The organism is Sphingorhabdus sp., from assembly GCF_041737645.1.
Lineage (GTDB): Bacteria > Pseudomonadota > Alphaproteobacteria > Sphingomonadales > Sphingomonadaceae > Sphingorhabdus_B.
Map to the genome: position 1 here is coordinate 17,807 of NZ_JBGSRI010000063.1, position 25,578 is coordinate 43,384.

Below are 25,578 nucleotides of genomic sequence, written 5' to 3' on the forward strand. Positions count from 1 at the left end.
GTACATCATGGCGCGTTATCATCTTCATCTCCTTTCAGACTCAACGGGTGAGACGCTGGAAAATATTGCAAAAGCCGCGCTTGCACAGTTTGACGGCGTGGAAAATGTCGTCAAGCATTTCTGGCCGATGGTCCGTTCGGAAAGCCATTTAGACCGCATCATGATCGATGTGGCTGCAAATCCCGGGTTAGTCTTGTTCACGCTTGTTAACCGTGACACACGACGCAAGCTCGAAAACCGGTGCCGCGCCTTGGGCTTGCCGGCGGTGGCGGCGCTGGATGCCGTCAGCGATGCGTTGTCCAACATGTTGGGACAAGAGGCAAAGGCCCGACCCGGTCGGCAACACGCTATGGACGCCGCCTATTTTGCCCGCGTAGATGCCATCCAGTTCACCATCGCACATGACGACGGGATAAACGCGCAAAATTGGGAAGAGGCGGATATTGTGCTGGCGGGTGTGTCACGCACCTCCAAAACGCCGACCAGCATCTATCTTGCTAACCGCGGTTACAAGACAGCGAATATTCCTATAGTGCCTGAATCACCACCACCGCCCATTCTGTTCACGCTGAAACATCCGATGGTCATCGGGCTGGTGACCAGCGCCGAACGCTTGGTACAGGTGCGCCGCAACCGGCTGTTATCGCTCAACCAGTCGCCCGACACCGACTATGTGGATGAAGAAAAGGTCAAGGCCGAGGTGGCGCATGCCCGGCGGATGTTTGCCGACAATGGCTGGCCGGTGCTTGATGTCACGCGACGCTCGATCGAAGAAACGGCGGCGGCGATAATCAACCTGTTCAATGAACGCGAGTTACAGCAGGCCCAAACACCGTGACGCTGATCCTGGCGTCGCAAAGCGCGGGGCGGATCGCGATGTTGCGCGCAGCGGGCGTTCCGCTGGAGGCGGTGCCCGCGCTGGTGGACGAATCCAGCATCAAGGAATCGCTTGTCGCAACCGGAGCCAAACCCCGCGACATTGCCGATGCGCTTGCCGAAGCGAAGGCGCGCAAAGTTTCGCGCAAATATCCTATGGCACTGGTGCTCGGCTGTGACCAGATTGTGGTGACCGCAGACGGACAGATATTGGACAAGCCCGAAAGCCCCGCCGACGCCTGCGCGCATCTAATGCAATTGTCGGACAAGACCCACCGCCTGATCAGCGCGGCGGTTATCTGCGAAGCAGGAGAGCCGGTTTGGCGGATTGTCGATAGCGCGCAGATGGCGGTGCGCCCCTTGAGCGCGGCGTTTATCGATCAATATGTGACAGAATATTGGGAACAGATCCGTCATTGCGTGGGCTGTTACCGGATCGAAGCGGAAGGCGCGCAATTATTCAAAAGCTTCAGCGGCAGCCAGTTCACGATCATCGGCCTGCCGCTCCTGCCAGTGCTTGACTATTTGCGGATACGGGGTCTTTTGCCGACATGACCAAATATGCCGAAGTCATCGGACATCCGATATCGCATTCCAAATCTCCGCTGATCCACCGGTTCTGGCTGAACCAATTGGGGTTGGTGGGGGACTATCACGCGCAGGATATCTTTCCTGAAAATCTGGAGAGCTATTTCAAGGCACGGGCGGCGGACCCCGCATGGCGCGGGTGCAATATCACCATTCCGCACAAGATCACCGCGCTCGAATATATCACGGACCCCGGCGATGTGCGCGGTTCCATTGGGGCGATCAACACGGTTTTCCGGGGTGATGGGGGTGCGCTGGTCGGGACCAATACCGATGCGGGCGGATTTTACGGGCCGATTGCCGATATGCCGTTGGCGGGTGAAACTGCCGTTGTGATCGGCGCGGGCGGCGCGGCGCGGGCGGTGCTGTTCGCGTTGGCACAGGCCGATATTGGCGATGTCGTCCTGCTCGCCCGCAATAGCCTGAAGGCCGCAGGATTGCTCGCGCATTTCGGGCTGAAGGGGCGGGTGCTGCCCTTGGATGCGCGCCTTCCCGACGCGGCGTTGCTGGTAAATGCCAGTCCGCTCGGCATGAAGGGGCAGGAGCCGCTGGAGATTGATCTTGCCCCATTGCCGGATCATGCGCTGGTTTACGATCTGGTCTATGCTCCTATCGAAACCGCCCTGCTCAAACAGGCCCGGGCCCGGGCGCTGGAGGTGGTCGACGGTCTGGAAATGCTGGTGGGGCAGGCGGCGATTGCCTTTGAACTCTTCTTTGGAATTGCTCCACCTGATGATGAGGAAAACACCTTGCGGGCGCTGCTGCTGAAATGAACGGGCCGCTCATCATCGGGCTGACGGGGTCGATCGGCATGGGCAAATCGACGGTGGCGGCGATGTTTGCCGATGAAGGTGTGCCGGTGTTCGACGCAGACGCGGCGGTGCACGAACTGCAAAAGGCGGGCGGTGCGCTGGTTCCTGCGATTGAGTCGGCTTTCCCCGGAACGACGGGCGCAGACGGCGTGGACCGCAAGGCGCTGGGCGCGGCAGTGTTCGGGGACAGGGACAGACTTGCGAAACTGGAATCGATTATCCATCCCGCCGTGGCGGAGCAGCGCATTGCTTTTCTGCGCGACCATGCGGACGTGGATTTGGTGCTGTTCGACATTCCGCTTCTGTTCGAAAAGGGCGGCCATAAGGGCGTCGACTGCGTCGTTGTGGTATCCTCCTCTTATGCGCTCCAGCGCGAACGGGTGCTGGCGCGACCAGGGATGACGGCGGAAAAATTTGACCAGATTGTCGCGTTGCAGATGCACGATGCGGACAAGCGGGCGCTGGCCGACCATGTGATCGAAACCGGCCAGTCGCTGGAGCAAACCCGGCACAATGTTCGCGACCTTGTCAAAAAGCTGCGCGCGGGTCTTGCATAACATTGAAAACAGGCTCACATTCATAGACAGAATGCGTGAGATTATTTTCGATACCGAAACGACCGGCTTTGATCCTCTGACTGGGGATCGGATTGTGGAGATAGGGTGCATCGAAATGGTCGGCCGGGTGATGACGGGCGTAACTTACCACGCGTATTTCAACCCACAACGTCCGATGCCGCCCGCCGCTGAACAGGTGCACGGCCTGTCGGACAGATTTTTGTCGGACAAACCGCTGTTCGCGCACAAGGCGGAGGAATTGCTCGCTTTTCTGGGTGACAGTCCGCTTGTTGCGCATAATGCCAGTTTCGATTTCGGCTTTCTCAATACCGAATTGCAGCTTTGCGGTCAGGCCACTGTGGATATGGGGCGGATGGTCGATACGGTGGCGCTGGCGCGGGTCAAGCATCCGGGAGCAAAGCTCTCCCTTGATGCCTTGTGCACGCGCTATGGCATTGATCGGAGCCACCGGGTCAAACATGGCGCATTGCTCGACGCCGAATTATTGGCGCATCTTTACATAGAACTGACCGGCGGGCGGCAAATTGGTCTTGGCCTGGTCGATAATGGCGGCGCGGATCAGGTGACGACCGGTGCCCAGACCCTCCTGTCCGAAATTTCAAAACCCTATCGCGAACCGCGCCCGCACAGCGCCTCCGCACAGGAACTGGAACGGCACAGCGAATTTATCAGTAAAATCAAGGATGCGCTTTGGCTCGAAACCGGGTCGGCGCTTAAATGAAGGAGTTAGGCTATGGATATCAGGGTTTCAGGGCATCAGGTCGAAACCGGTGAAGCGTTACAGAGCCATGTCGAAAAGCGGCTGAATGCGATCGCCGGTAAATATTTTTCCAAGGCACTGTCGTCGCACGCCACATTTGGCCGTGGTCCGCACGAACGCTTTACAAGCGATATCGTCATGCATGTGATGCAAGGGCTGGTGCTGAAAGGCCGGGGCGAGGCGCAGGACGCGCATGTCGCGCTTGACCAGGCAGCAGACCGGATTGAAAAGCAGTTGCGCCGTTATATGCGCCGCCTTCAGGACCGCCATGCCCAGTCCGCCCACGCGCTGCGCGAAGAAGAAGCGGCCTATACAGTATTTGATGGCGGCGATTTCACTGAAGATGTGCCGCCCCCTGACGCGCCTGTCATCGTTGCGGAAATGAGTGTGGACATCCCTGAATCCACCGTTTCGGATGCTGTGATGCTAATGGATTTGCGAAACACACCGGCACTGTTGTTTAAAAACACTGGCACTGGCCGCCATAATATGGTTTACCGCCGCGAAGACGGCACGATCGGGTGGGTTGAACCAAAATCCGTACCTTAGAATTCGGCTAAAATCTTAACAGATATGTAAACTTATTCAGATATTTGGGGTTTGCCACGCGGCCCCGGGTCGATTGTAATTGAACAAGATATGATTCGAATTTCCACCAGGCTCGTCGAAGGGGCCGTTGTCGCGAATCTGGTTTGCACCAGCAAATCCGATGTATTGGCACGCCTTTCGATCATAGCCGCAGAAAATTATATGCTGGATGCTGACGCCGTTCTTGACGGTTTGGTTGAACGCGAACGGCTGGGCCCGACGGGCTTTGGCGGCGGCACGGCTATTCCGCATTGCAAGGTGTCGGGCATTGATATGCCGGTCGCGGTATTTGCACGCCTTGCCAAGCCTGTTGATTATGATGCTGTCGACGATGAACCTGTCGATCTAGTCTGTGCGCTGGTGTCACCAGCGCAAGACGGGGCATCGCACTTGCGCGCTTTGGCGGAGGTTTCGCGCCTGTTTCGGGATGAGAAGTTCCGGACCCAATTGCGAGGCGCCGCCGATTCCGATGCAATGTTCGCCCTGCTAACTTTGTCTGAAGAGCGCGACGCGGCTTGACTGAGCCACGGCTAACCAGCCAGCTTCGAATTTCGGCGTTACAAAAACTCACCGAAGCCGATGGTGGCTTTGCCACATTATTGCACAAGGGCGACCCGACTTCGGGCGCAATCCTGCTTGTCGGCCAGATAAAGGGACGCGATCCAGTCCTTTTTGAACGCTATCCCGCGCTGGACGGCTCATTAACATGGCACCGCGTAACACTATCACTTTTGGCTGAAGATGCGGAGATCACAAAATATTGGAAAACACGCACCCGGCGTGACCCTGATTTATGGGTTTTGGAACTGGACGTCGCGTCGACAGAACGGTTGGACGGACTTTTGGCCGCCGACTCTTGACTGTGCTGCGCCGCACAATAAATGGGCCGGCATCGAGAAGCGAAGGTTGTCATGCGGGGCACAAATGGGGTGACCGGGCAAACACGCGAGTCGGATGCAACAAACGAAGAGCTAAGGCAAAATATTAGACGCTCATCCGCTGCTGCCGCCGCAATATAGTATGTTACATGTTGAAATTTGTTCGGGCTGCATCTGTTGTGGCCATTTCTTGTACCCTTGTATCGGCCGTGTTGACCGCTGATGCAGGTTTTGCTTTTGGTAACGACCAAAGCACAGCGCTCGGCGCTACAACCATCGTCATTGACGCCGCCCAAATTGCGGCAGACCAGCAAAATGTCGACCGCCTGAAAAATGGTGAAGTCCGGACAAAGCTGGGTGAAAATGGTGATATCATCTTCATTCCCGGAAATGGTGGTGAAGACACCTCCGAAATCGAGTCCAATTTCGCTGACGACGTTCGCGACAAAGGCGTTTCCGCTTCCTCGCTAACCGAACTGGTCCGCATGCAGGACATATCCGAACCGTTGGATAGCGAAGAACGCTGCCTTGCCGGCGCCATCTATTTTGAATCCAAGGGCGAATCGCTTGCCGGTCAATTGGCCGTCGCGCGCGTCGTCATCGCCCGCGCCCAGTCGGGGCGCTTTCCGAAAACGCTTTGCGGCGTGGTGTATCAGAAAAGCCAATTTTCTTTTGTCCGTGGTGGAGGCATGCCTCCCATCTCCACTTCAAGTACGCATTGGCGCACTGCCGTTGCAATTAGCCGAATTGCGCTGAATGATAGCTGGAAAAGCCCGGTTGAAGGCGCTTTATTCTTCCACGCCCGCCATGTGTCGCCGGGCTGGCGGCTGACGCGGATCGGGTCAATCGACAACCATATTTTCTATCGTTGATCGTAGGCGAAACAGCATGAAAAGATAGAGGCCCCGAAAAGGGGCCTTTATTTTGTTCCGCATACGTTCTAGGGCTTTGCTATGGAAGATGCTGAAACCCTCATCCCTTTGAAACCCTCTCCAAAGGTATTTTTGGGCGGTGCCCCGGCGGTGGCGCGCGGCGTGTCACGTCTTTTCCTGCGGAACCAGATCATGGTCCAGCCCGAGGTGTCGTTACGCAACAACCGGCGCGCAGACCTGATGGGAATCAATGCCAAGGGCGAGATTATTATTGTCGAAATCAAATGCGCCCGGGCTGACCTGTTGGGGGACCAGAAATGGCCGGAATATCTCGACTTTTGTGACCGCTTTTTCTGGGCCGTCCCCGCAGGTTTCGACATCGGCCCTTTGCATGGGGATGCGTTCATGCCCGAACGCGCCGGTCTCATCATCGCGGATGCCTATGACGCCGAAATAGCCCGCCCCGCCGCGCTCGTCCCCTTGGCGGCGGCCCGGCGCAAGACGGAAACCCAACGCCTCGCCCGCCTCGCGATGCGCCGCTTGATGGGCATCGCCGATCCCGACCCGCGATTTGCGGAGATCGAGGTGGAGTGAGCTTATGGGCTCCTTATCCCAAAAACTCACCCAACCTTAGCCGGATTATACCAGATCGGCGACGAATAAGCCCGTTCTTGCGATTTCAACTCGGTACCGGGCAATAATTTTGCGCCATAACGGATGGCATCGAACAGAACCCAGCGGGGGGTGGGAATTTCGAGGACGCGCAGATAATAAAAGGCTTTCTGGCTCGCGACGAATTCGGGGTCACTCCACACCGTTTGCAATTCGGGGTCGCCGATGCTGTTGGAATAGCTTGCCTTGGAGATATCGACCGTGTCGCCTACCGCCGGAACCTTGCCATTGGTCCCGCGTGGGCGCGTGTCGGCGTCGCCCCAGACGACATCGAAAATCTTTTCCTGCATCTGGCCGGATCCGTCGACCCAGCCTTTGACCATCTGCACCCGGTCAAGATTGGCCCCCATCGGATCTTTGAGGGCGGAGATAAGGAAGCTTGGCGCTCCCTTGCCGGGCTTCAGGTCTGCGCCCATCGGTACGCCGCGCTTATAGCCTGCCGTCACCCAGTTTCCGGAGAAATCTCCAGCGCTGAAATCCCATCCGCCAAAGAAGCGGACCGTCATGCGCGGGCCAGTGGTGGCGTAAATTTCCTTTCGCATCATCGCATCGAAAATGGCCGCACGGGTGTTGGCGGTCGCCCACACGGCGGCATAGCCACCAGCGAGATAGTGCCAGCCAAAGCGTCCTTCACGGGTGCCAAGATTCTGGGCTTCGGATGCGCGCGTTGCATCAGGTTCGCCGCCGGAATGCTTGCCGAAAAAATTGTCTTCATCGGCTGTCGCAAGGGCGGTATGGCTGTCGGTCGACCCGATGACACCAAATTTGTAAGGGTTCACGCCGGTCTTTGCTTCGATGGCGAGCCCGCGCTTCAATGCCTCGCGAATATATTCACCTGCGAAATCCTGCGGCTTTTTGGCCGCCTGCATCGTCAGATTCCCCAATTCCCAACCGGCTGTGCCATAGCCTGCAAATTCGTCATTGGGGGACAAGAACGGATGCGCCTCGCTATCGCCCTTGATCTGGGTGATTTCCACCACCGGTTCGCGGGCGGCGCGGCGGCGGGCATAATCGGCGGTCATCGGTCCGCCACCCGGCCCGACGAGTTCGAACATCAGGCCGTTGGACAGGTTGCTGTTATGTGGAATGGCGAGCACTTTGCCACCGGTACGCTTTTCATAATTGTCCATATAATCCCACAGCTGGCTGATCGGCGTGTCGCCCTGCCCGGGATCATAAGGGAGCACTTGGTCGGTGCGGCTTTTGCCGTCGCGGAACATGACGACGCGGTGTAGATTGTTGCCGCCGGGCATCAACGTATACTCAAAACCCATGAACGCGGTGAATTTGCCCGGTTCATTATAGCGTTCGACCAAGGTGCCTTGGCCGGTCCAGATGCTGGTGGATGTCTTGCGCTGGCGCTCGGGGTCGGTGAGCGACTTTGGCAAATCATTGCGGCCGACCCGATCGATCAGCTCCGCCGTGACCCGCTGCATACCTTCGGGCCCCTTGTGCATTTCGTCGTGCCAGCGGCGCAGTGTCGGGTCGCGGATCAGGAAACCCGGCGCGTCATACAAAGCTTTTGTCGCGCCCAGCCCACCGGAGTGATCGGCAATGACCAGAAAATCGAGCGGTCGTTCCAGCTTCGCCTTTAACCCCCAGGTGGAAGTGACTTCTTCCCCCCGGGCAAAACGCAGCGCTTCTTCCGGCCCCAGCTTTACACCAAAACCAAAGGCATCAATGGAATTGGCGGTATGCAAATGGGTGTCGCCCCACAACAGCTTCATCGCCGGACCCGAAGTAACCTCCTTATCCGACACCAATTGCGCTGAGCGTGAATCGGCAAAGACGCTTTTTTCCTGCCACTGACGCCAACCATAGGTCAACCCGACCCCGATAGCGATGACCGCCACAGTCCCTAGAATAATAACGCGCTTTTTGGCCATATATCGCTCTCCCCACCGGAAAACTGCGCCGGATTTCCGGATGCGTCAATAGCTTACGGGGGGGTTCCAGATGACGCTACGTCATGGGCAGCTTCATACTCCACAGATAGCGCGCGGGACGATTGTCCTCCGCTTCGGTCAGTCCGATTGTTTGATGGTCACGGCCCATCGCCGATTCATCGGCATAGGTCCCAAATAACCGGTCCCACCAAGTCAAGGCAAATCCGAAATTGCGGTTCTGTTCGGCGACATTGGTGCTGTGATGCACCAAATGCATGTCGGGTGTCACAAGAATAGCGCGTATAATCCGGTCTATTTGGTGCGGCAGGCGAATATTGCTGTGGTTGAAAAGTGCGTTGCAATTCAGCCAAAGTTCAAAGGCCAACGCGACCAACACCGGCACCCCCAGCAAGGCGACACAGGCCGATTTGAACAATGTAGAAACAATCAGTTCAAAGGGGTGGAAACGCAACGCCGTTGTTGCATCCAGATCGCGGTCGCTATGGTGGACCTTGTGCATGGCCCACAAAAATCCCGACCGGTGCATCGACAGATGCTGAGCCCAAACGGCCAGATCAAGCAGGATGAAGGCCAGTAATGCCTCCGCCCACCAAGGCCAGACTGTCTGGTTAAAGAGGCCAAAATCGTGTGTATCGGCCCAGACCGCGGCACTGCCAACCACCACGACCATAGACAATATCCGGCCAACAACGGCATTGGTCAGGAAGAACAGCACATGGGTAAGCCAGCGTGGGGTGCGGCCAAGGACCAGATTGCGCCGGGGCCACAGCCATTCCGTCACTGACATCAGCGCCAGCATCGCGGCGGGGATGGCTATCGCATAAAGGCCCAGCCCCGCCTCGATCATGGCCTTTACGCGTCCGCGCTTTCAAGGAACGGATAGTCGGTATAGCCTTCCGCGCCAGGTGAATACCATGTCTTGTAATTATCCGGCGTCAATTCCGCCCCGACGCGCAGCCGTTCGACAAGATCCGGGTTGCCAATATAGGGTCGTCCAAAGCTGATTGCGTCGGCAAGGCCCGAAGCGAGATCGGCGTCGGCCAGCTCGCGTGTATATTCCTGGTTCAGGACTAGCGGCCCCTTGAATACCTCGCGAATATGCGGGGAAACGCGGGGCACGTCGGTCCGGCCGAAATTGCCATATGGCTTTACTTCGCGCAGTTCGAGGAAGGCGATACCGATATCCTGTAACGCGGCGGCGGCGGCGGTGAACAAGGCTACGGGGTCGCTGTCATCTGCGCCTTGGGTCTCACCGTTGGGCGACAGGCGCACGGATGTGCGGTCGGACCCGACGGCATCGACCACGGCTTGCGTTACTTCGCGAAGCAAACGAATGCGGTTCTCGATCGGGCCGCCATATTGGTCGGTCCGGAAATTTGAATTATCGCGCAGGAACTGGTCGATCAGATAGCCGTTGGCGCCGTGAATCTGTACGCCATCAAATCCGGCCGCTATCGCGTTTTTGGCGGCGTTGACATACTCCTCGACAATGCGTGGAATCTCGGATGTTTCAAGTGCGCGGGCCTCGGTATAGGGCTTTTTGCCCTCGGCGGTGTGCGCGTCGCCTGGCGCAGTGGTCGCCGATGACGATACCGGTTGCGCCCCGCCCAGAAAATCCGGATGGACCAGACGGCCCATATGCCACAATTGCAGGATGATGCGCCCGCCCGCTTCATGCACCGCCTCGGTTATCGGCTTCCACGCCGCGACCTGCGTATCGTTCCACACACCCGGTGCCGATGGCCAGCCCAGACCTTCCTGCGAAATGCCGGTGGCTTCGGCAATGATCAGGCCCGAACTGGCGCGCTGGCTGTAATATTCAGCCTTCAATTCGGAAACGGGCACATGGCCGGTGCTGCTGCGCCCGCGGGTCAGTGGGGACATCAGCACGCGGTTGGGCGCTGAAATTGCGCCTAGCTGGATGGGATCGAACAAAGTTGCAGTCATAAATCTTCCTGTCATTAAGGCTTTGGTTTGCAGCCAAGATGCGGATAAGCGTTGCAAATTGCAACGGGGGTTTATGCCAACAAAGATTTTCCATCAGATAAGCCCCAAAGCTTTGGCTTTTCTGGCGCTGATCGCCGGAAATATCGCCATTGCCTTTGGCCCCCTGCTTGTGCGCTATGCCGATAGCGGGCCGATTGCGACGGGGTTCTGGCGTTTGGCGCTGGCCACTCCCTTCCTGTTTCTGGTCGGCCATCGATTCGGGTTTCGCCTGTCGACGGTGCGGCCGCAGACCTTTGTTTTCGTCCTTATTGCCGGCGTGTTTTTCGGGATCGACATCATCGCCTGGCATATCGGTATTTTCCAGACCAAACTGGGCAACGCCACGCTTTTCGCCAATTGCGCCAGTCTGCTGCTGGTGATTTACGGGGTGGTGGTGGCGCGGAAGCTACCCGGGAAGTGGCAGATCGTGTCCGTGGTGCTGGCGTTTGTTGGTGCAGCCCTGCTGATGAGCCAAAGCCTCGAACTGTCGCCCGTCCATTTCGCAGGCGATCTTTTGTGCCTTGGCGCCGGGCTGACGTACACGGTCTATTTGTTGATGATGATGCAGGTACGGGAAAATACCGAAAGCTGGGGGGCTCTGGCCATGGCCAGCACGGTCGCTGCGCTTGTCCTGCTGCCTGCGGCATTGTTTGCAGGCGAGCAGATATTTCCGACCGTCTGGTGGCCGGTGCTGTTGCTCGCCTTTACCTCGCAATTTCTGGGGCAGGGTTGCCTTACTTATGCCCTGCCGCATTTCACCCCGCTTGTCATCGGGCTGGCGTTGCTACTGCAACCGGCATTGTCGGCGGCGGCGGGTTGGTTTGCCTTTGGCGAAGCGATGACCATGCTCGATTTTACCGGCAGCCTTTTGGTTATGGCGGCTTTGGTGCTGGTGCGAAAGCAATAGGGCTTTTCTTCGCCCCCGCGAGCGCCTACATTTCCGATATGACCGAACCGACCCTTGCTGAAGATCCAACATTGGATGAAATTCGCGCCGCATTGGCCCCCCGCATCGCTTGTAACGCGGCCTTTGACGGGTGGAGCGCGGCGGCGGTGGAATCTTCTGCGGCGGAGCTGGGCCTTGACCCGGATGTCGCCTCGTTGGCGTTCAAGGGAGACGCCATGGCGATGGTTGATGGCTGGATCGAGTCGGTCGATCTCGAACTGGCGCGCCGTTTGCCTGCGGAAAAGCTCAACGCGATGAAAATCCGCGACCGCATCACCGCATTATTGGCGACGCGGCTGGAGATTATGAACCCCGACCGTGAAGCGCTACGCCGCGCAATGGCGATCATGGCGATGCCGCAAAATCTCGTGCGTGCGGCGAAAATCGGCTGGCGCTCGGCTGACCGGATGTGGCGTCTGGCAGGGGACACCGCCAGCGATTTCAACCACTATACCAAAAGGGCGACACTTTCCGCCGTCTATGGCAGCACGCTCAGCGTGTTCGTTAATGACGAAAGCCCTGATTGTGACGACACCCGCGCCTTTCTTGACCGGCGGATCGACAATGTGATGCAGTTTGAAAAGGTAAAGGCACAAGCGCGCGCACGTAAGGACTATGTCCCCAGCCTCTCACGCTTCATCGGGCGCCTGCGTTATCCTGCCTGAAAACGAATAGCACTTGATGTTATTGCGAATCGGTTGCAAATACCACCTGTGCAATTAGACGACCTCCCGCTTAACCGCAATGCAAGGGTGCAGACCATAAATTGGGCTGCGATTCCCGAAGGCGAAGGCCATCGTTTGCGTTCACTCGGGCTGGAAGAGGGCGTTGAGGTCGAGGCATTGCACAAAGGAATATTGCTGTGGCGCGACCCGATAGCGGTACGCGTGGGTCGCATGCGGATTGCGATGCGGCGCAAGGTCGCTTCGGCCATTTTCTGTGAGTTGACACTGTGAGCGGAACGCCGCCGCTGGTTGCGCTGGTCGGCAATCCGAACAGCGGCAAAAGTTCGCTGTTCAACGCGCTTACGGGCGCGCGCCAGAAAATCGCCAACTATCCCGGCGTGACGGTGGAACGTAAATCAGGGCGCACCGCGTTGCCCGATGGCCGTCCGGTCGAGATGCTTGATCTGCCCGGCGCCTATAGCTTGCAACCCGACAGTCTGGACGAGGCGGTCACCCGCGATGTCGTGCTCGGCAAATTTCCCGGGCAACGCCGCCCCGATGCATTGGTCATCGTGGTCGACGCAGGCAATCTCGACAATCATTTGCGTTTTGCGATTGAACTAATCGGGCAAGGACTTCCAGTCGTTATCGCCCTTAACATGGTTGACCTTGCGGAACGTGACGGGCTGGAAATCAACCCCAATGTGCTGGCGGATGAATTGGGCGTTCCGGTGGTGTCGACAGTCGCAGTTCGCAAGCGCGGTCTGGACCGGCTGCTGATCATGTTGGCCGAATCGCTTTCAAAACCCAGACCATCCGAGGCCGATGCGCCGGAAAACCGTAAACAGATCACCGAACGCGCCCACCGGATCGCCAAGCGCGCCATCCTCAACGAAACGCAAGGACGGCAATGGACAAGGCGGCTTGATGCCATATTGCTGCACCCGATAGGCGGCGTGGCCATTTTGCTGGGGCTACTGTTTGTGATGTTTCAGGCAGTGTACGGTTGGTCCGAAGCCCCCATCGGCTGGATCGAAGCTGGATTTGCGTTACTTACGGACGCTATTAACGGGCAGATGCCCGATGGCCTATTGCGGTCTTTCCTGACCGACGGGGTCATTGCAGGGGTCGGCTCGGTGGTGGTGTTCCTGCCCCAGATCCTGATATTGTTCCTCTTTATATTATTGCTCGAAGCGACCGGCTATATGACTCGCGCCGCCTTCGTCATGGACCGCATGATGGCGGCCGTTGGCCTGTCGGGACATAGCTTCATCCCGCTGCTGTCCTCATTTGCTTGCGCCATTCCCGGCATCATGGCGACGCGCAGCATCATGGACCAGAAAGAACGGCTGGCGACGATTTTGATCGCACCGTTGATGACATGTTCGGCGCGTCTGCCGGTCTATACCCTGATTATCGGCGCATTCATTCCGGCGCAGAGCATTGGCCCTGGAATCGGGTTGCAAGGGCTGGTGCTTTTGGCGCTTTATCTGTTCGGCATCGTTGGTGCGATGCTGGCGGCGGCGGTTATCCAGCGTTTTGTAACGCAAAGCCGCAGCAGCAGTTTCCTGATCGAAATGCCACGCTATCAAATGCCACGTCTTACCGACATTGCGCTTGGCTTGTGGCAGCGTGCCTGGGTATTCCTGCGCCGCGCGGGCACCATAATTTTTGTGGCGTCCATTATATTATGGGCGCTGCTCAGCTTCCCCAAAGTCCCTGTCGGCAGCAGCGAAAGCCAGGTCGAATATTCGATTGCAGGGCATATCGCCGATGTAATTGAACCTGTTGTTCGCCCGATCGGTTTCAATCACGATATCGCTCTTGCGCTTATTCCGGCAATGGCTGCGCGTGAAGTTGCGGTTTCCGCACTTGGCACCGCTTATGCCATTGATGCCACCGATGAAGAGCAGGCCGCGATGAGCCTGGGCCCCAAATTAGCCGCCAAATGGTCGTTGGCCACCGCCTTGGCCTTTTTGGCGTGGTTCATTTTTGCCCCGCAATGTATTTCCACAATCGCGGTGACGCGGCGCGAAACCAATGGCTGGAAATGGCCGATTTTCATGGTCAGCTATCTTTTTGCCCTCGCCTATGTGGCGGCGGGCATAACCTATTGGACAGCGGTCTCCTTCGGCTTATAGCAACAGCCAATATCAATATGAAAATTAGAGGGCAGGAACATGGCGGGTAGCGTCAATAAAGTAATAATCGTCGGCAATCTGGGCGCGGACCCAGAGGTGAAATCCTTCCAAAATGGCGGACGCATCTGCAATTTACGTATCGCCACGTCCGAAGACTGGAAAGACCGCACCACCGGCGAAAAGAAAGAGCGCACCGAATGGCATAGCGTCGTCCTGCAAAGCGACGGACTGGTCGGCGTGGCCGAGCGGTTTCTGAAAAAGGGCAGCAAAGTTTATATCGAGGGTCAGCTACGCACCCGCAAATGGCAGGATCAATCCGGCAATGACCGCTATACCACCGAAATATCGGTGGCCGGTTTCGACGGCAAGCTGGTGATGCTCGATGGAGCACGCGGCGGTTCTGGCGGTGGCGGCCAGGGCGGTGGTCAGTCCGGTCAAGGCGGCGGCAATTGGAGCGGGGGTTCATCCGGCTTTGGCGGCGGTGATTTTGACAATGACCTCGACGACGACGTTCCGTTTTGAAAATAGAAGCCGCTAACCGGACTGCCATGTTGATCGAACAGGGACAATGATGAAAAAGGCTTTGTTGGTTCTATTGGCGCTGTCGGCATTGGTGGCCTATTTTGTCTTTGATCTCGGCCAGTATCTCAGCCTCGAAAATTTCAAGGCGCAACAGGCCGAAATCCTTGCGGCAAAAAATGCACAACCGGCGCTGTATATTGCCGGTTTCTTCCTGATCTATGTCGCGGTCACCGGGCTTTCCATACCGGGCGCGGCGATCATGACGCTGATTGCAGGGGCGCTTTTCGGGCTTGTGCTTGGAACGATCCTTGTCTCATTCGCCTCGACGATCGGCGCGACGCTCGCCTTTCTGGGGTCGCGCTATGTCCTGCGCGACTGGGTCCAGTCGAAATTCGGCGAACGGCTAAAGGCCATCGACGACGGCTTGGCCAAGGACGGGGCCTTTTATCTGTTCACCCTGCGCCTGATTCCGGTCTTTCCCTTTTTCGTCATCAATCTTTTGATGGGGCTCACCCGAATCCGGACATGGACCTTTTTTTGGGTCAGCCAATTGGGGATGCTTGCTGGCACCATTGTCTTTGTGAACGCCGGTACCCAGATCAGCCAGATTGAATCGACCGCCGGCCTATTGTCGCCAATGCTGATTGGGTCTTTCATATTGCTGGCGCTGTTCCCTTGGGCGGCCAAGGGCCTGATTGCATTTGTGAACCGGCGTCGTGGCTAATTCAGGAACCAAGCCAAAGCGGTTTGACCGCAACCTGATCGTCATCGGCGCGGGGTCCGCTGGTCTGGTGTCGGCCTATATCGCTGCGATTGCCCAAGCCAAGGTCACTTTGATCGAGGCGCATGCCATGGGTGGCGATTGCCTCAACACCGGATGCGTCCCGTCCAAGGCGCTCATCAAAAGCGCGCGGGTGGCGCATCTGGTTTCGGACGCGGCGCGCTTTGGCATCAAAACGTCCGCCCCGACCATTGATTTCCCCGTGGTCATGCAGCGGATCCGCGACGTCATAACGGCAATCGAACCGCATGACAGTGTCGAACGCTTCACCGGTCTTGGCGTTGATTGTATGAAGGGTTACGCCCGTTTCATCGACCCTTGGACCGTCGAAATTGACGGGAAAGAACGGCTGACCGCGCAATCCTTTGTGATAGCGACCGGTGCCGCGCCGCTGATCCCGCCTTTACCGGGCGTCGATGGCAGCGGTTATCTGACCAGCGAAACCTTGTGGGACGAATTTGCCAAACGTCCGGCAGCACCGAAACGGCTGGTCATATTGGGCGGCGGGCCAATCGGATGCGAATTGGCGCAATCCTTCCAGCGGCTGGGGTCGCAGGTGACATTGGTCGAAATGGCTGAACGGCTGTTGCTCAAGGAAGAGGCTGACGCTGCGGCGTTGGTGACCGAACGCTTGCATGCCGATGGAGTAGAGATTCTAACCGGACATAAAGCGGCCCGCTTTGAACCGGGCAAATCCCTGATCGTAGAAGGGCCACAGGGCGAACGGGCGCTTGCCTATGATGATGTGCTTATCGCTGTGGGCCGCCAGCCGCGCATTGCGGGCTTCGGCCTTGAAGAATTGGGGTTGGTCATCGATGGCAAATTGCCGGTCGACGGATTTTTGCAGACCAACATACCGCATATCCTGTGTGCGGGCGATGTCGCGGGCAAACAGCAACTGACCCATGGCGGATCGCACGAGGCCTGGTATGCAAGCGTTAATGCACTCGCCCGTCCGTTCAAGAAATACCGCGCCGATTACCGCGTTCTGCCGCGGGTCACGTACACAGAACCCGAACTGGCCGCGGTGGGACTGACCGAGGTGGAAGCGACCAGGCAAGGCGTTGCCTTTGATGTGACACGTTATGATCTGGATGATCTTGACCGCGCCATTGCCGAAGGGGAGCGGGCGGGTTTCGTCAAAATCCTGACCGCCACCGGCAGCGACCGGATATTGGGGGCGACCGTTATCGGCGAACATGCCGGGGAAATATTGACCGAAATCACCTTTGCGATGAAGCACCAACTGGGCCTTCGCAAGATATTGGCAACCATCCACCCCTATCCCACCTGGTCCGAAGCCACCAAATATGCGGCCGGCCAATACGGCCTTGCCCGCAAACCGTTGGGTTTGCTCAAATGGGCCGAACGCTGGTTCCGCTGGCGGCGGGGTTAATTGAAATGTTTGGCGGCAATAGCAATACGCTGGGTTATTGTCGCGATGCAAAGAGCGGCGAAAGCCAACGCAAGTTCCGGAAAATATTCGGGGAATACACAAAACAGCAGGAAAAACAGTATTGTTTCTCCGCCTTCCATAAGGCCTGCGGAATATAAGAAAGCCTTTCGATCCGGGCCGTATTCGTCTTTCATCTGGTTTGCGGCAATCGCGGCATAAGCGAGGAAGCTCACTGCTGTAAGTGTGAAGCTTGCAATCAATATTAGAGCTGGGACAAGGTGCGCGGGGGTGGCAAGGCCGAAGGCCACGGGAACCGAAACGTAAAACACATAGTCTGCCAGACTGTCGAGATAGCCGCCCCATGCAGTCGGTCCATTGATGCGCGCGACCGCGCCATCCAGGCCATCTAGTACCCGGTTGGCAGCAATAAACGCGATCGCAAGCGTCATATGGTTTCCGAATATGGCCAGCGCGGCGGCAATAGCGACCAAAGCGCCTGCTAATGTAAGGGAATCTGCCGACAAGCCTGCGCGTGCCACGCGAACCGCCACCACATTCAATGGCCTATCGACCAAACGGCGCAGTTGCGAGTCAAACATTGCGCGTCATTTCTTTGCGAGCTTTTCCTTTAGCGAGGCAAGCACGCCGAACGGACCGGATTCATCCTCACCTTTTACACCTGCCGCTTTTAGCAAGACGTCGGCGTCGGAACTGCGTGGATAAGGGTCAATCGCCAGACCAAGCGATTGCGCGACGGCTTCGCCAAGGTCGATCAACTGGCCATCGTGAAACATCACATCGCAATCCTCGGCGGCGAGCTCAAATTCAGCTTCCTCGTCGACATGCGGTTCGGGAATGAACCGTATGGATATCTTTTCCGAGATATTTACCGGAACAGGTTCACGTGTTGCGACGCAGATCTGGTCCAGTTTTGCGGTGAGTTGGCCTGTTGCGACAATATCTGTCCCGACCGTGGTGATCGTCACATCAGCATCGAGACTTTCTAGCGCCGCGAGATCGAAGCGTTTTGCCAATGCTGCGCGGGATACGGGGTCGGCGGACAAATGGATGCTCCGCATTTGCCCGCCCAATTCAGATATCTTCAACTCATGGCTAAATTCGTTGCTCGTCACCATATAGCTTTGCCTGCCGCCAAATCATCTGTCGAAACTTTTGCCAAAGCCTGTTCGAATACGATGAGGCTGTGTCTGACATGGGCTATTGCCTCTTTATCAACTGTCGCACCGCGATAGATATTGCGCGTTATTACGTCATCTAGCTGCCGGGTATCGGCAAACGCCTCACGGAATGCGGTAATCCGACCGCCGATCGCGCCCATGATCTTGCCGATATGTTTGCCGACAATCATGTCGCCTATGCCAACTTCGCGCAATTGCCCATCCATGTCGTCAACCAGAACCTCGGTCAGATGGGCCATATTCTGGGCCTGCGCGCTATCTTGTTCAAGCCGCAGCAAAACAACAGAAAACAGCGCCGCGATCATGTCGAAACGGCCATCAATGCTATCTGGCACCTGCCCTGCTTCATACCAATGCGGCGTGCGGGCATTGGCGACGATCTGGTTATAAAGCGGGATAAGATCGAGTTTCGGGTCAGCCTGCGTTGGTCCAAATAATTTATTCCAAAAATTCATGTGCCCGCTTTTCCATTCTACTCATTCAGTATTCATCTGCCATTGCATATTGATCTTGCGTGCCAAGGATGCAATGGCAAAGCCTTAGTTTCGTGCAATAGCGGAGAAGTTTATGTCCAAGTCGCAAATCATGGTCCTGGGCGCGCTTGTTACCAGTGTGGTAATGACGTCCGGTTGTACCCGCCTGCGCGCGCATCAGGGTTATATTGGTGACCAGACATTATTGGCTTCCGTACAGCCGGGTGTTGATAACAAGGAATCGGTTCAGGCTTCGCTTGGCCGGCCTACATTTGTCGGCCAGTTCGACACAAATGACTGGTATTATTATGCCCGCGACACCCGTCAGCTTGCTTTTGCCCAGCCAAACGCAACGTCTCAATTCGTGTTGAAGGTTCGCTTCGACCAGTCCGGAAATGTGGCTTCGGTCTCGCAAACCGGAAAAGAACTGATTTCTAACATCAGCCCTGAAGGGGATAAAACGCCTACCTTGGGACGTAACAAAAGCTTCTTTGAAGAAGTTTTCGGGAATATCGGTTCAGTCGGCGCTGGCAGCGGCCAAGGCAGCACACCGAACAGTCCGAATTAGGGTCCATACCTTTTAACGGCGGATTGTTATTCCGTGACTGCTGCTGCGGCCAGCACTGCCAAAGTAACAAGATCACTGGTGCTTGAAGCCATTGTCGCAACCTGAATCTGGCGTTCCATGCCGATCAGCATTGGTCCGATAACGCGATCACCGCCCAATTCGCGCAATAATTTCGCCGACAGATTGGCGGATTGCAATCCCGGCATAATCAACACATTGGCGGGACCGGAAAGGCGGCAAAAGGGGTAATTTTTCATCAACGCCGGATTAAGCGCGACATCGGGCGGCATGTCGCCTTCATATTCAAAGTCTGGCCGTCGGGCATCGAGTAAAGCCACGGCGTCGCGAATGTTATTAAGCCATGTCCCGTGCGGATTTCCAAATGTCGAAAAGGATAAAAAGGCAACCCGGGGGATGTGCCCCATACGCCGCGCGACCACAGCAGTTTTTTCGGCGATATGTGCCAGTTCTTCGGCACTCGGCCGTTCGTTTACTGTTGTATCGGCGATAAACACCGTGTGCGTCTTTCCAACCATGACATGAATGCCGAACGGTATCTCGCCTTTTTTGGAATCGAGAACACGACGCAATTCACGCAATGTTTGCCCAAATGTGCGTGTGACGCCCGTAATCATGGCATCGGCCTGGTCCATTTGCAGCAAAAGCGCGCCAAAAATATTTCGGTCGCGGTTGACCATGCGCTGGATATCGCGCCGTAAAAAGCCGCGTCGTTGCAGTCGGATATACAAGCGGTCGACCATTTTTTCGACCAGCGGACTTTGTGCACTATTGTGGATTTCATAATCCTCGGCATCGGCGCCCAGCTCTCGAAGCATTTCTTTGACTCGTGCATCCCGACCCACAAGTACAGGGATGCCATAGCCGTCCTGTTTGAATTGAACCGCCGCACGCAGAACAACATCTTCCTCCGCCTCGGCAAAAATGACGCGCTTCGGCTTGGCGCGTGCGGCTTCATAAACCTGTGTTAGCACTGATGTGGTGGGGTTAAGGCGCGCGCGCAATTCGGCGCGATAAGCCACCATGTCGGCGATAGGCTTTTGCGCTACGCCTGAATCCATTGCCGCTTTGGCAACTGCCGAGGCAACAATCTCCATCAACCGCGGATCAAAGGGCGATGGAATTATGTAGTCACGGCCAAATTTATGCGACATCCCGCCATAGGCTGCGGCAACTTCTTCGGGCACTGTTTCACGCGCGAGCTGGGCCAATGCATTGGCCGCCGCAATTTTCATAGGCTCGTTAATTGTCGTCGCCCGGACATCGAGTGCGCCGCGGAACAGGAAGGGGAAGCACAGGACATTGTTGACCTGATTGGGAAAATCCGACCGGCCAGTCGCGATGATTGCATCGGGGCGGGCAGCACGCGCAACCGGGGGTGAAATTTCGGGATCAGGGTTTGCCATGGCAAAGATAATGGGCTGGTCGGCCATGGTTTTGACCATATCGGAGCTGAGTGCATTGGCCGCCGACAGGCCGAGGAATACATCGGCACCGACAATGGCCTCGGCCAGCGTGCGCGTGCTGGTTTTTGCCGCATGGGCCGATTTCCACTGGTCCATCCCCTGGGTGCGACCCTGATAAATGACACCAGTACGATCACACATGATAACATTGTCATGCGGAACGCCCATTGCCTTGATCAGCTCGGTGCAGGCAATTGCCGCCGCACCTGCGCCATTACAAACGACCTTGACGTCCTTTAGCGAGCGGCCGGTCAGCTCACATGCGTTGATCAGCCCGGCCGCCGCAATGATAGCGGTCCCGTGCTGGTCATCATGGAACACCGGAATGTTCATGCGCTCGCGCAAGGTCTGTTCGATAATGAAGCAGGATGGTGCAGCAATATCTTCAAGGTTGATGCCGCCAAAGGTAGGCTCTAACAGTTCGACCGCGTCGATGAAGCGGTCGACATCTTCGGTATTCACTTCAATATCGATGGAATCCACATCGGCAAAGCGTTTGAACAGGACCGCTTTGCCCTCCATGACGGGTTTGGAGGCGAGCGCGCCCAAATTGCCCATGCCCAGAATTGCGGTGCCGTTTGAAATGACCGCTACCAGATTGCCTTTGGCGGTATAGTCATAGGCGGTCGACGGATCATCATAAATGGCCTGGACCGGAACCGCGACACCGGGCGAATAGGCAAGGCTCAGGTCGCGCTGTGTCGCCATTGGCTTAGTCGCCACAATTTCGATTTTGCCGGGGCGTCCCTGTGAATGGAAATCAAGGGCTTCTTGTGCGGTCAGTTGGACGTCACTGTCGTTCATACTTTGCACTCGCCCTTTTTCATAACCTGACCCATCCCTAACGCGCTGATGAAGCAAGGGCAAGCATTGCCCCGACGCCTATCGTTCGCTAACGCACATCGAATATGGCAGGGGATGGCAAACCGACACCGATGATGGTGCAATATTTGGGTCTGAAGGCCAAGGCAGACGACTGCCTTCTCTTCTACCGGATGGGGGATTTTTTCGAGCTGTTCTTTGACGATGCGCGCAAGGCATCGGCGACGCTCGACATTGCGCTTACTTCACGCGGTGAACATGACGGACGGCCCATTCCCATGTGCGGTGTTCCGGTCCACGCGGCAGAAGGCTATCTAGCGCGCTTGATAAAGGCCGGGCATCGCGTTGCGATAGCCGAACAGACCGAAAGTCCAGAGGCGGCAAAGGCACGCGGCGGGTCCAAAACACTGGTCGCGCGCGACATCATCCGCTTTGTCACCGCAGGGACGCTGACTGAGGATAGCCTTCTCGACAGTTGGGCGTCGAATATGTTGGTCGCGCTGGCTTTGGTCGGCGATGCCATCGGTATTGCGGCCGCCGACATATCGACGGGCCATTTTGAGCTGGTAACCGTGCCGCACGGTGCCTTGGAAGCCGAATTGGCGCGGTTGGCGGCTAGTGAAATTGTTGCTGCCGAAGGATTTGAAAGTGCCCCGTTCGGCGCGATACTTCGCCCAGTAGCCGAATTTGACAGCCTGTCGGGCGAAGATCGTTTGAAACGGCATTTCATGCTGCCCACGCTCGAACCTTTTGGTCCTTTGGGCCGTGCCGAGCTGGCCGCTGCGGGGGGCTTGCTCGCCTATCTCGACCATGTAGGTCAGGGCAAAATGCCCTTTTTGAAATTGCCTTTGCGCCGCGAAGTGCATGACCATTTGCTAATTGATCAGGCAACCCGCGACAGTCTGGAAATCAACAATGGGACCAAGGGCGGACGGGCCGGGTCGTTACTTGCTGAAATAGATCGCACGATTACCGGCGCGGGGGCAAGGCAGTTGGCAGCGGATCTCGCCGCGCCTTTGATGCACAAAGAAAAGATAGAAGCCCGATTATCGCTGGTACAATGGTTCAACGATACGCCATTGTTGCGCGAGGCCATCCGTACCACGCTACGCCAGTTGCCTGACATTGCCCGGGCGTTGGGCCGCGTGGTTGCAGGACGGGGTAGCCCGCGTGATGTAGGGCAAATCCGCGATGGGCTGTCGGGCGCACGCAATTTGCGCGAGCGGCTGGGCGCGATGGACGACCGGCCCGATTTGCTCGATCAATTGCTGCCCACGCTCGACGGGCATGGGGCAATGGTCGATCTGTTCACCCGCGCGCTGGTCGCTGCGCCGCCGACCGATACCGGACAGGGGGGGTATATCGCTGAAGGTTATGATGCGGCGCTCGATGCCCTGCGGCTGGCGGGGCGTGATGGGCGTCAAGCCATTGCCCAGCTGGAGGCCAGATATCGCGACGCAACAGGAATCGCTGCACTAAAAATCCGCCACAACGCTGTGTTGGGCTATTTTGTCGAGGTGCCGGCCAAACACGGCGATACGCTGATGGCCCCCGGAACCGGATTCACCCATCGTCAGACAATGGCCGGTGCGGTGCGGTTCAATTCGCCCGAACTACATGAAGAGGCGATCCGCATCACGCAGGCCGTAGGCCACGCGCTAGTAGCAGAAGCGGCGCATCTGGCGGAATTGATCACCCATGTGCTTGATCGCCGGGAGGCGATTTCAGCGAGCGCCGATACGCTGGCGCGGATCGATGTTGCCTCAGCGCTCGCCGAACGTGCGGCAGAAGGCGGCTGGTGCCGTCCGGTTTTCATCGATTCAGCAGAGTTAAACATCGAAGGCGGCCGCCATCCGGTTGTGGAAAGCGCGCTCGCCAAGTCAGGCGACCGCTTTATCGCCAATGATTGCACCCTTGCCCCGGACCGCCGCCTGTGGCTGGTTAGCGGCCCCAATATGGGGGGCAAATCAACATTCCTGCGGCAAAATGCGCTCATCGTTTTGTTGGCGCAATCGGGCAGCTATGTCCCTGCGACTTTGGCCCGGCTGGGGTTGGTTGACCGACTGTTCAGCCGCGTCGGGGCGTCCGACAATCTGGCGCGGGGCCGGTCGACTTTCATGGTCGAAATGGTCGAAACCGCCGCCATTTTGGCGCAGGCGACCCCGCGCAGCTTTGTGATTCTGGACGAGGTTGGGCGAGGCACATCCACTTATGACGGACTTGCCATTGCCTGGGCCGTAGTGGAGGGCATTCACGAATCCAACCGCTGTCGCTGCTTGTTTGCCACACATTATCACGAACTGACCCGGCTCGCCGACAGCCTCGATGCGCTCTCGCTCCACCATGTGCGCGCAAAGGAATATAAGGGCGATCTTGTCTTGTTACATGAACTGGCAAATGGTCCGGCGGATCGCAGCTATGGGATTGCCGTCGCGAAACTGGCCGGACTGCCGCCGCCCGTTATTGCGCGCGCGCAGACGGTGCTGGCCAAACTCGAAAAAGGGCGTGCCGAAACCGGCGGGCTGGCGGCTGGCCTCGGCGACCTGCCATTGTTTAGCGCAGCGCTGGATGCCGCCGAAGCCAAGGTCGATGTCTTGCGCGAAAAACTGACGGGCCTCGACATCGATACGCTGAGTCCAAGGGCTGCGCTTGATCTGCTCTACGACCTAAAGCGTGCAGCTGGAGAGGCGTAACTTTGCTTGTAACGCAGTTACCGGAGGTGAAATCAATTACGCCAGGCTGAGGAAAAGCCCAGCCAGTGCCGCACTCATCAGGTTGGATAGCGATCCTGCCGCCAAGGCTTTGAGGCCGAGCTTTGCGATTATTGGACGTTGGTTGGGCGCCAATCCGCCGGTTATGGCGATCTGGATCGCGACGGAGAGGATATTGGCAAAGCCGCATAGCGCGAAGGTTACGATGGCAACGGTAGAGGCCGACAGCGTATTGGCTGCCCCAAGTTCAATGAAAGCAACAAACTCGTTCAGAACGATTTTGGTGCCGAAAAGTCCACCTGCCTGGATGGCTTCGTTCCAAGGAACGCCCAATAGAAACATGAGTGGGGCAAATACATAGCCAACAATTTGTTGGAAACTAAGTTCGGGCTGACCAAACCAGCCACCAATTCCACCTAATATACCGTTAGCCAAAGCAACCAGAGCGACAAAAGCCAGCACCATAGCGCCTACTGCCACCGCAAGCTTGACGCCGGTTTGTGCACCCTGGGTAGCGGCCATAATGATGTTGGCCGGCTTTTCTTCGTCATCATGGACCATGACGGGTTCGTCATCCGGATGCGGATTGGCGAGTGCCGGATCGCCTTCGCTAATGGGCATGGGCGGGACATCGGGCATCATCAGCTTGGCCATCAAGATACCGCCCGGCGCCGACATGAAGGCGGCGGCGAGCAGATAGTCGATGCGGATGCCCATGGAGGCATAGGCCGCAAGGATAGTGCCAGCGACGCCTGCCATGCCGACGGTCATGACGCAGAATAATTGTTCGGGCTTTAATCCTGCCAGATAGGGCCGGATAACCAACGGCGATTCCGATTGGCCAACAAAGATATTGGCCGCCGCGCATAGGCTTTCAACCTTCGAAATGCCGGTAATCTTCTGCAATCCACCGCCGATCCAGCGGATCACATATTGCATGATACCCAGATAATAGAGGATCGAAATCAACGACGCGAAGAAGATGATGACCGGCAAGGCCGCTATGGCAAAGCTGTTCCCGCCAATTTCGGGCGAAGCTAACGGCCCGAAAATGAACCGTGTTCCTTCGCCGGCATAACCGAGCAGATTGGACACGCCGTTCGACATAAAACCCAGAACCGTTTTGCCCCAGGGGACATAAAGAACAAGCGCGGCAAGGCTGGCCTGCAGTGCGAAGGCGGCGCCGACGACACGAAATTTGATGGCGCGGCGGTTTGACGACAGCAAAACCGCGATGGCCAAAATTACAACCATGCCTGCAAGGCTCATCAAAATCTGCATAATATCCCCGACCCTGAGTTATTTAGACCTCACCTAGCGTCAAGCGCAGTCTTGCGCCAATAAAAATAGACG

At 57.1% G+C, this 25,578-nt stretch carries 27 protein-coding genes; 19 read left to right on the forward strand and 8 right to left on the reverse strand.

Annotation, left to right across the window (positions count from 1 at the left end; all coding sequences use genetic code 11):
* Positions 1–7 precede the first annotated feature (7 nt).
* The 10 genes from ACEW72_RS11935 (at position 8) to ACEW72_RS11980 (ending at position 6,546) form a co-directional block, all read left to right on the forward strand.
* Positions 8–838, forward strand: a complete 831-nt coding sequence (locus ACEW72_RS11935) for a pyruvate, water dikinase regulatory protein (RefSeq protein ID WP_373476610.1) — start codon at positions 8–10, stop codon at positions 836–838.
* Positions 835–1,431: a nucleoside triphosphate pyrophosphatase gene (locus tag ACEW72_RS11940; protein WP_373476611.1), complete on the forward strand. Its 597-nt coding sequence runs from the start codon at positions 835–837 to the stop codon at positions 1,429–1,431. The genes ACEW72_RS11935 and ACEW72_RS11940 overlap by 4 nt, the downstream gene beginning before the upstream one ends.
* Positions 1,428–2,237, forward strand: a complete 810-nt coding sequence (locus tag ACEW72_RS11945) for a shikimate dehydrogenase (protein ID WP_373476612.1) — start codon at positions 1,428–1,430, stop codon at positions 2,235–2,237. The genes ACEW72_RS11940 and ACEW72_RS11945 overlap by 4 nt, the downstream gene beginning before the upstream one ends.
* Positions 2,234–2,833 carry a dephospho-CoA kinase gene (coaE, locus tag ACEW72_RS11950; protein WP_373476613.1) on the forward strand — a complete coding sequence of 200 codons (600 nt, stop codon included), beginning with the start codon at positions 2,234–2,236 and terminating at the stop codon, positions 2,831–2,833. Before ACEW72_RS11945 ends, coaE begins: the two co-directional genes overlap by 4 nt.
* Before the next feature lie 31 nt (positions 2,834–2,864).
* Positions 2,865–3,575, forward strand: a complete 711-nt coding sequence (gene dnaQ, locus ACEW72_RS11955; protein WP_373476614.1) for a DNA polymerase III subunit epsilon — start codon at positions 2,865–2,867, stop codon at positions 3,573–3,575.
* Between the two features lie 12 nt (positions 3,576–3,587).
* Positions 3,588–4,163, forward strand: coding sequence for a ribosome hibernation-promoting factor, HPF/YfiA family (gene hpf / locus ACEW72_RS11960; RefSeq protein ID WP_373476615.1), 576 nt, complete (start codon positions 3,588–3,590; stop codon positions 4,161–4,163).
* Positions 4,164–4,253: 90 nt separating this feature from the next.
* Complete coding sequence (locus ACEW72_RS11965) at positions 4,254–4,721, forward strand: PTS sugar transporter subunit IIA (protein WP_373476616.1); 468 nt, start codon at positions 4,254–4,256, stop codon at positions 4,719–4,721.
* Entirely contained in the window at positions 4,718–5,062 is a 345-nt protein-coding gene (locus ACEW72_RS11970; RefSeq protein WP_373476617.1) for a DUF1491 family protein, read from the forward strand. Before ACEW72_RS11965 ends, ACEW72_RS11970 begins: the two co-directional genes overlap by 4 nt.
* A gap of 167 nt (positions 5,063–5,229) precedes the next feature.
* On the forward strand, positions 5,230–5,952 hold the full coding sequence (locus tag ACEW72_RS11975; protein WP_373476618.1) for a cell wall hydrolase: 723 nt from the start codon (positions 5,230–5,232) through the stop codon (positions 5,950–5,952).
* Positions 5,953–6,033: 81 nt separating this feature from the next.
* The gene (locus ACEW72_RS11980; RefSeq protein ID WP_373476619.1) at positions 6,034–6,546 is read left to right on the forward strand and encodes an MmcB family DNA repair protein; all 513 of its coding nucleotides are present in this window, start codon (positions 6,034–6,036) and stop codon (positions 6,544–6,546) included.
* Between the two features lie 26 nt (positions 6,547–6,572).
* Here ACEW72_RS11980 and ACEW72_RS11985 read toward each other — a convergent pair whose 3' ends face one another.
* The 3 genes from ACEW72_RS11985 to ACEW72_RS11995 form a co-directional block, all read right to left on the reverse strand.
* Complete coding sequence (locus ACEW72_RS11985) at positions 6,573–8,510, reverse strand: DUF3604 domain-containing protein (RefSeq protein WP_373476620.1); 1,938 nt, start codon at positions 8,508–8,510, stop codon at positions 6,573–6,575.
* A gap of 76 nt (positions 8,511–8,586) precedes the next feature.
* A complete protein-coding gene (locus ACEW72_RS11990) occupies positions 8,587–9,378 on the reverse strand; it encodes a sterol desaturase family protein (protein WP_373476621.1) in 792 nt (263 codons plus the stop codon).
* A gap of 5 nt (positions 9,379–9,383) precedes the next feature.
* Positions 9,384–10,478 (reverse strand): alkene reductase, encoded by a 1,095-nt coding sequence (locus ACEW72_RS11995; protein WP_373476622.1) that lies wholly within the window; start codon positions 10,476–10,478, stop codon positions 9,384–9,386.
* A gap of 73 nt (positions 10,479–10,551) precedes the next feature.
* Here ACEW72_RS11995 and ACEW72_RS12000 point away from each other — a divergent pair, with 73 nt between their 5' ends.
* The 7 genes from ACEW72_RS12000 to ACEW72_RS12030 are packed head-to-tail and all read left to right on the forward strand — an operon-like array spanning position 10,552 to position 16,968.
* Positions 10,552–11,424, forward strand: coding sequence for a DMT family transporter (locus ACEW72_RS12000; RefSeq protein ID WP_373476623.1), 873 nt, complete (start codon positions 10,552–10,554; stop codon positions 11,422–11,424).
* Between the two features lie 38 nt (positions 11,425–11,462).
* Entirely contained in the window at positions 11,463–12,128 is a 666-nt protein-coding gene (locus ACEW72_RS12005) for a COQ9 family protein (RefSeq protein WP_373476624.1), read from the forward strand.
* Between the two features lie 48 nt (positions 12,129–12,176).
* Positions 12,177–12,419: a ferrous iron transport protein A gene (locus tag ACEW72_RS12010; RefSeq protein ID WP_373476625.1), complete on the forward strand. Its 243-nt coding sequence runs from the start codon at positions 12,177–12,179 to the stop codon at positions 12,417–12,419.
* The gene (locus tag ACEW72_RS12015) at positions 12,416–14,269 is read left to right on the forward strand and encodes a ferrous iron transporter B (protein ID WP_373476626.1); all 1,854 of its coding nucleotides are present in this window, start codon (positions 12,416–12,418) and stop codon (positions 14,267–14,269) included. The genes ACEW72_RS12010 and ACEW72_RS12015 overlap by 4 nt, the downstream gene beginning before the upstream one ends.
* A 39-nt stretch (positions 14,270–14,308) precedes the next feature.
* Complete coding sequence (gene ssb, locus ACEW72_RS12020; protein ID WP_373476627.1) at positions 14,309–14,791, forward strand: single-stranded DNA-binding protein; 483 nt, start codon at positions 14,309–14,311, stop codon at positions 14,789–14,791.
* Between the two features lie 46 nt (positions 14,792–14,837).
* Positions 14,838–15,515, forward strand: a complete 678-nt coding sequence (locus ACEW72_RS12025) for a TVP38/TMEM64 family protein (RefSeq protein WP_373476628.1) — start codon at positions 14,838–14,840, stop codon at positions 15,513–15,515.
* A complete protein-coding gene (locus ACEW72_RS12030) occupies positions 15,508–16,968 on the forward strand; it encodes an NAD(P)/FAD-dependent oxidoreductase (RefSeq protein ID WP_373476629.1) in 1,461 nt (486 codons plus the stop codon). Before ACEW72_RS12025 ends, ACEW72_RS12030 begins: the two co-directional genes overlap by 8 nt.
* Here the strand turns inward: ACEW72_RS12030 and ACEW72_RS12035 are convergent.
* The 3 genes from ACEW72_RS12035 to ACEW72_RS12045 are packed head-to-tail and all read right to left on the reverse strand — an operon-like array spanning position 16,965 to position 18,622.
* Complete coding sequence (locus ACEW72_RS12035; protein WP_373476630.1) at positions 16,965–17,567, reverse strand: CDP-alcohol phosphatidyltransferase family protein; 603 nt, start codon at positions 17,565–17,567, stop codon at positions 16,965–16,967. The genes ACEW72_RS12030 and ACEW72_RS12035 overlap by 4 nt on opposite strands.
* A 6-nt stretch (positions 17,568–17,573) precedes the next feature.
* A complete protein-coding gene (locus tag ACEW72_RS12040; protein WP_373476631.1) occupies positions 17,574–18,104 on the reverse strand; it encodes a DUF177 domain-containing protein in 531 nt (176 codons plus the stop codon).
* Positions 18,098–18,622, reverse strand: a complete 525-nt coding sequence (locus ACEW72_RS12045) for a ubiquinol-cytochrome C chaperone family protein (protein ID WP_373476632.1) — start codon at positions 18,620–18,622, stop codon at positions 18,098–18,100. Before ACEW72_RS12045 ends, ACEW72_RS12040 begins: the two co-directional genes overlap by 7 nt.
* Positions 18,623–18,734: 112 nt before the next feature.
* Between ACEW72_RS12045 and ACEW72_RS12050 the strand changes: the two genes are divergently transcribed.
* The gene (locus ACEW72_RS12050) at positions 18,735–19,208 is read left to right on the forward strand and encodes an outer membrane protein assembly factor BamE (protein ID WP_373476633.1); all 474 of its coding nucleotides are present in this window, start codon (positions 18,735–18,737) and stop codon (positions 19,206–19,208) included.
* A 26-nt stretch (positions 19,209–19,234) separates the two neighbouring features.
* On the opposite strand, the gene ACEW72_RS12055 is transcribed toward ACEW72_RS12050, so the two are convergent.
* On the reverse strand, positions 19,235–21,496 hold the full coding sequence (locus tag ACEW72_RS12055; RefSeq protein WP_373476634.1) for an NADP-dependent malic enzyme: 2,262 nt from the start codon (positions 21,494–21,496) through the stop codon (positions 19,235–19,237).
* A gap of 104 nt (positions 21,497–21,600) precedes the next feature.
* Between ACEW72_RS12055 and mutS the strand changes: the two genes are divergently transcribed.
* Positions 21,601–24,207, forward strand: a complete 2,607-nt coding sequence (mutS, locus tag ACEW72_RS12060; RefSeq protein WP_373476635.1) for a DNA mismatch repair protein MutS — start codon at positions 21,601–21,603, stop codon at positions 24,205–24,207.
* 36 nt (positions 24,208–24,243) lie between these two features.
* On the opposite strand, the gene ACEW72_RS12065 is transcribed toward mutS, so the two are convergent.
* Entirely contained in the window at positions 24,244–25,506 is a 1,263-nt protein-coding gene (locus ACEW72_RS12065) for a NupC/NupG family nucleoside CNT transporter (protein ID WP_373476636.1), read from the reverse strand.
* Between the last annotated feature and the right edge of the window lie 72 nt (positions 25,507–25,578).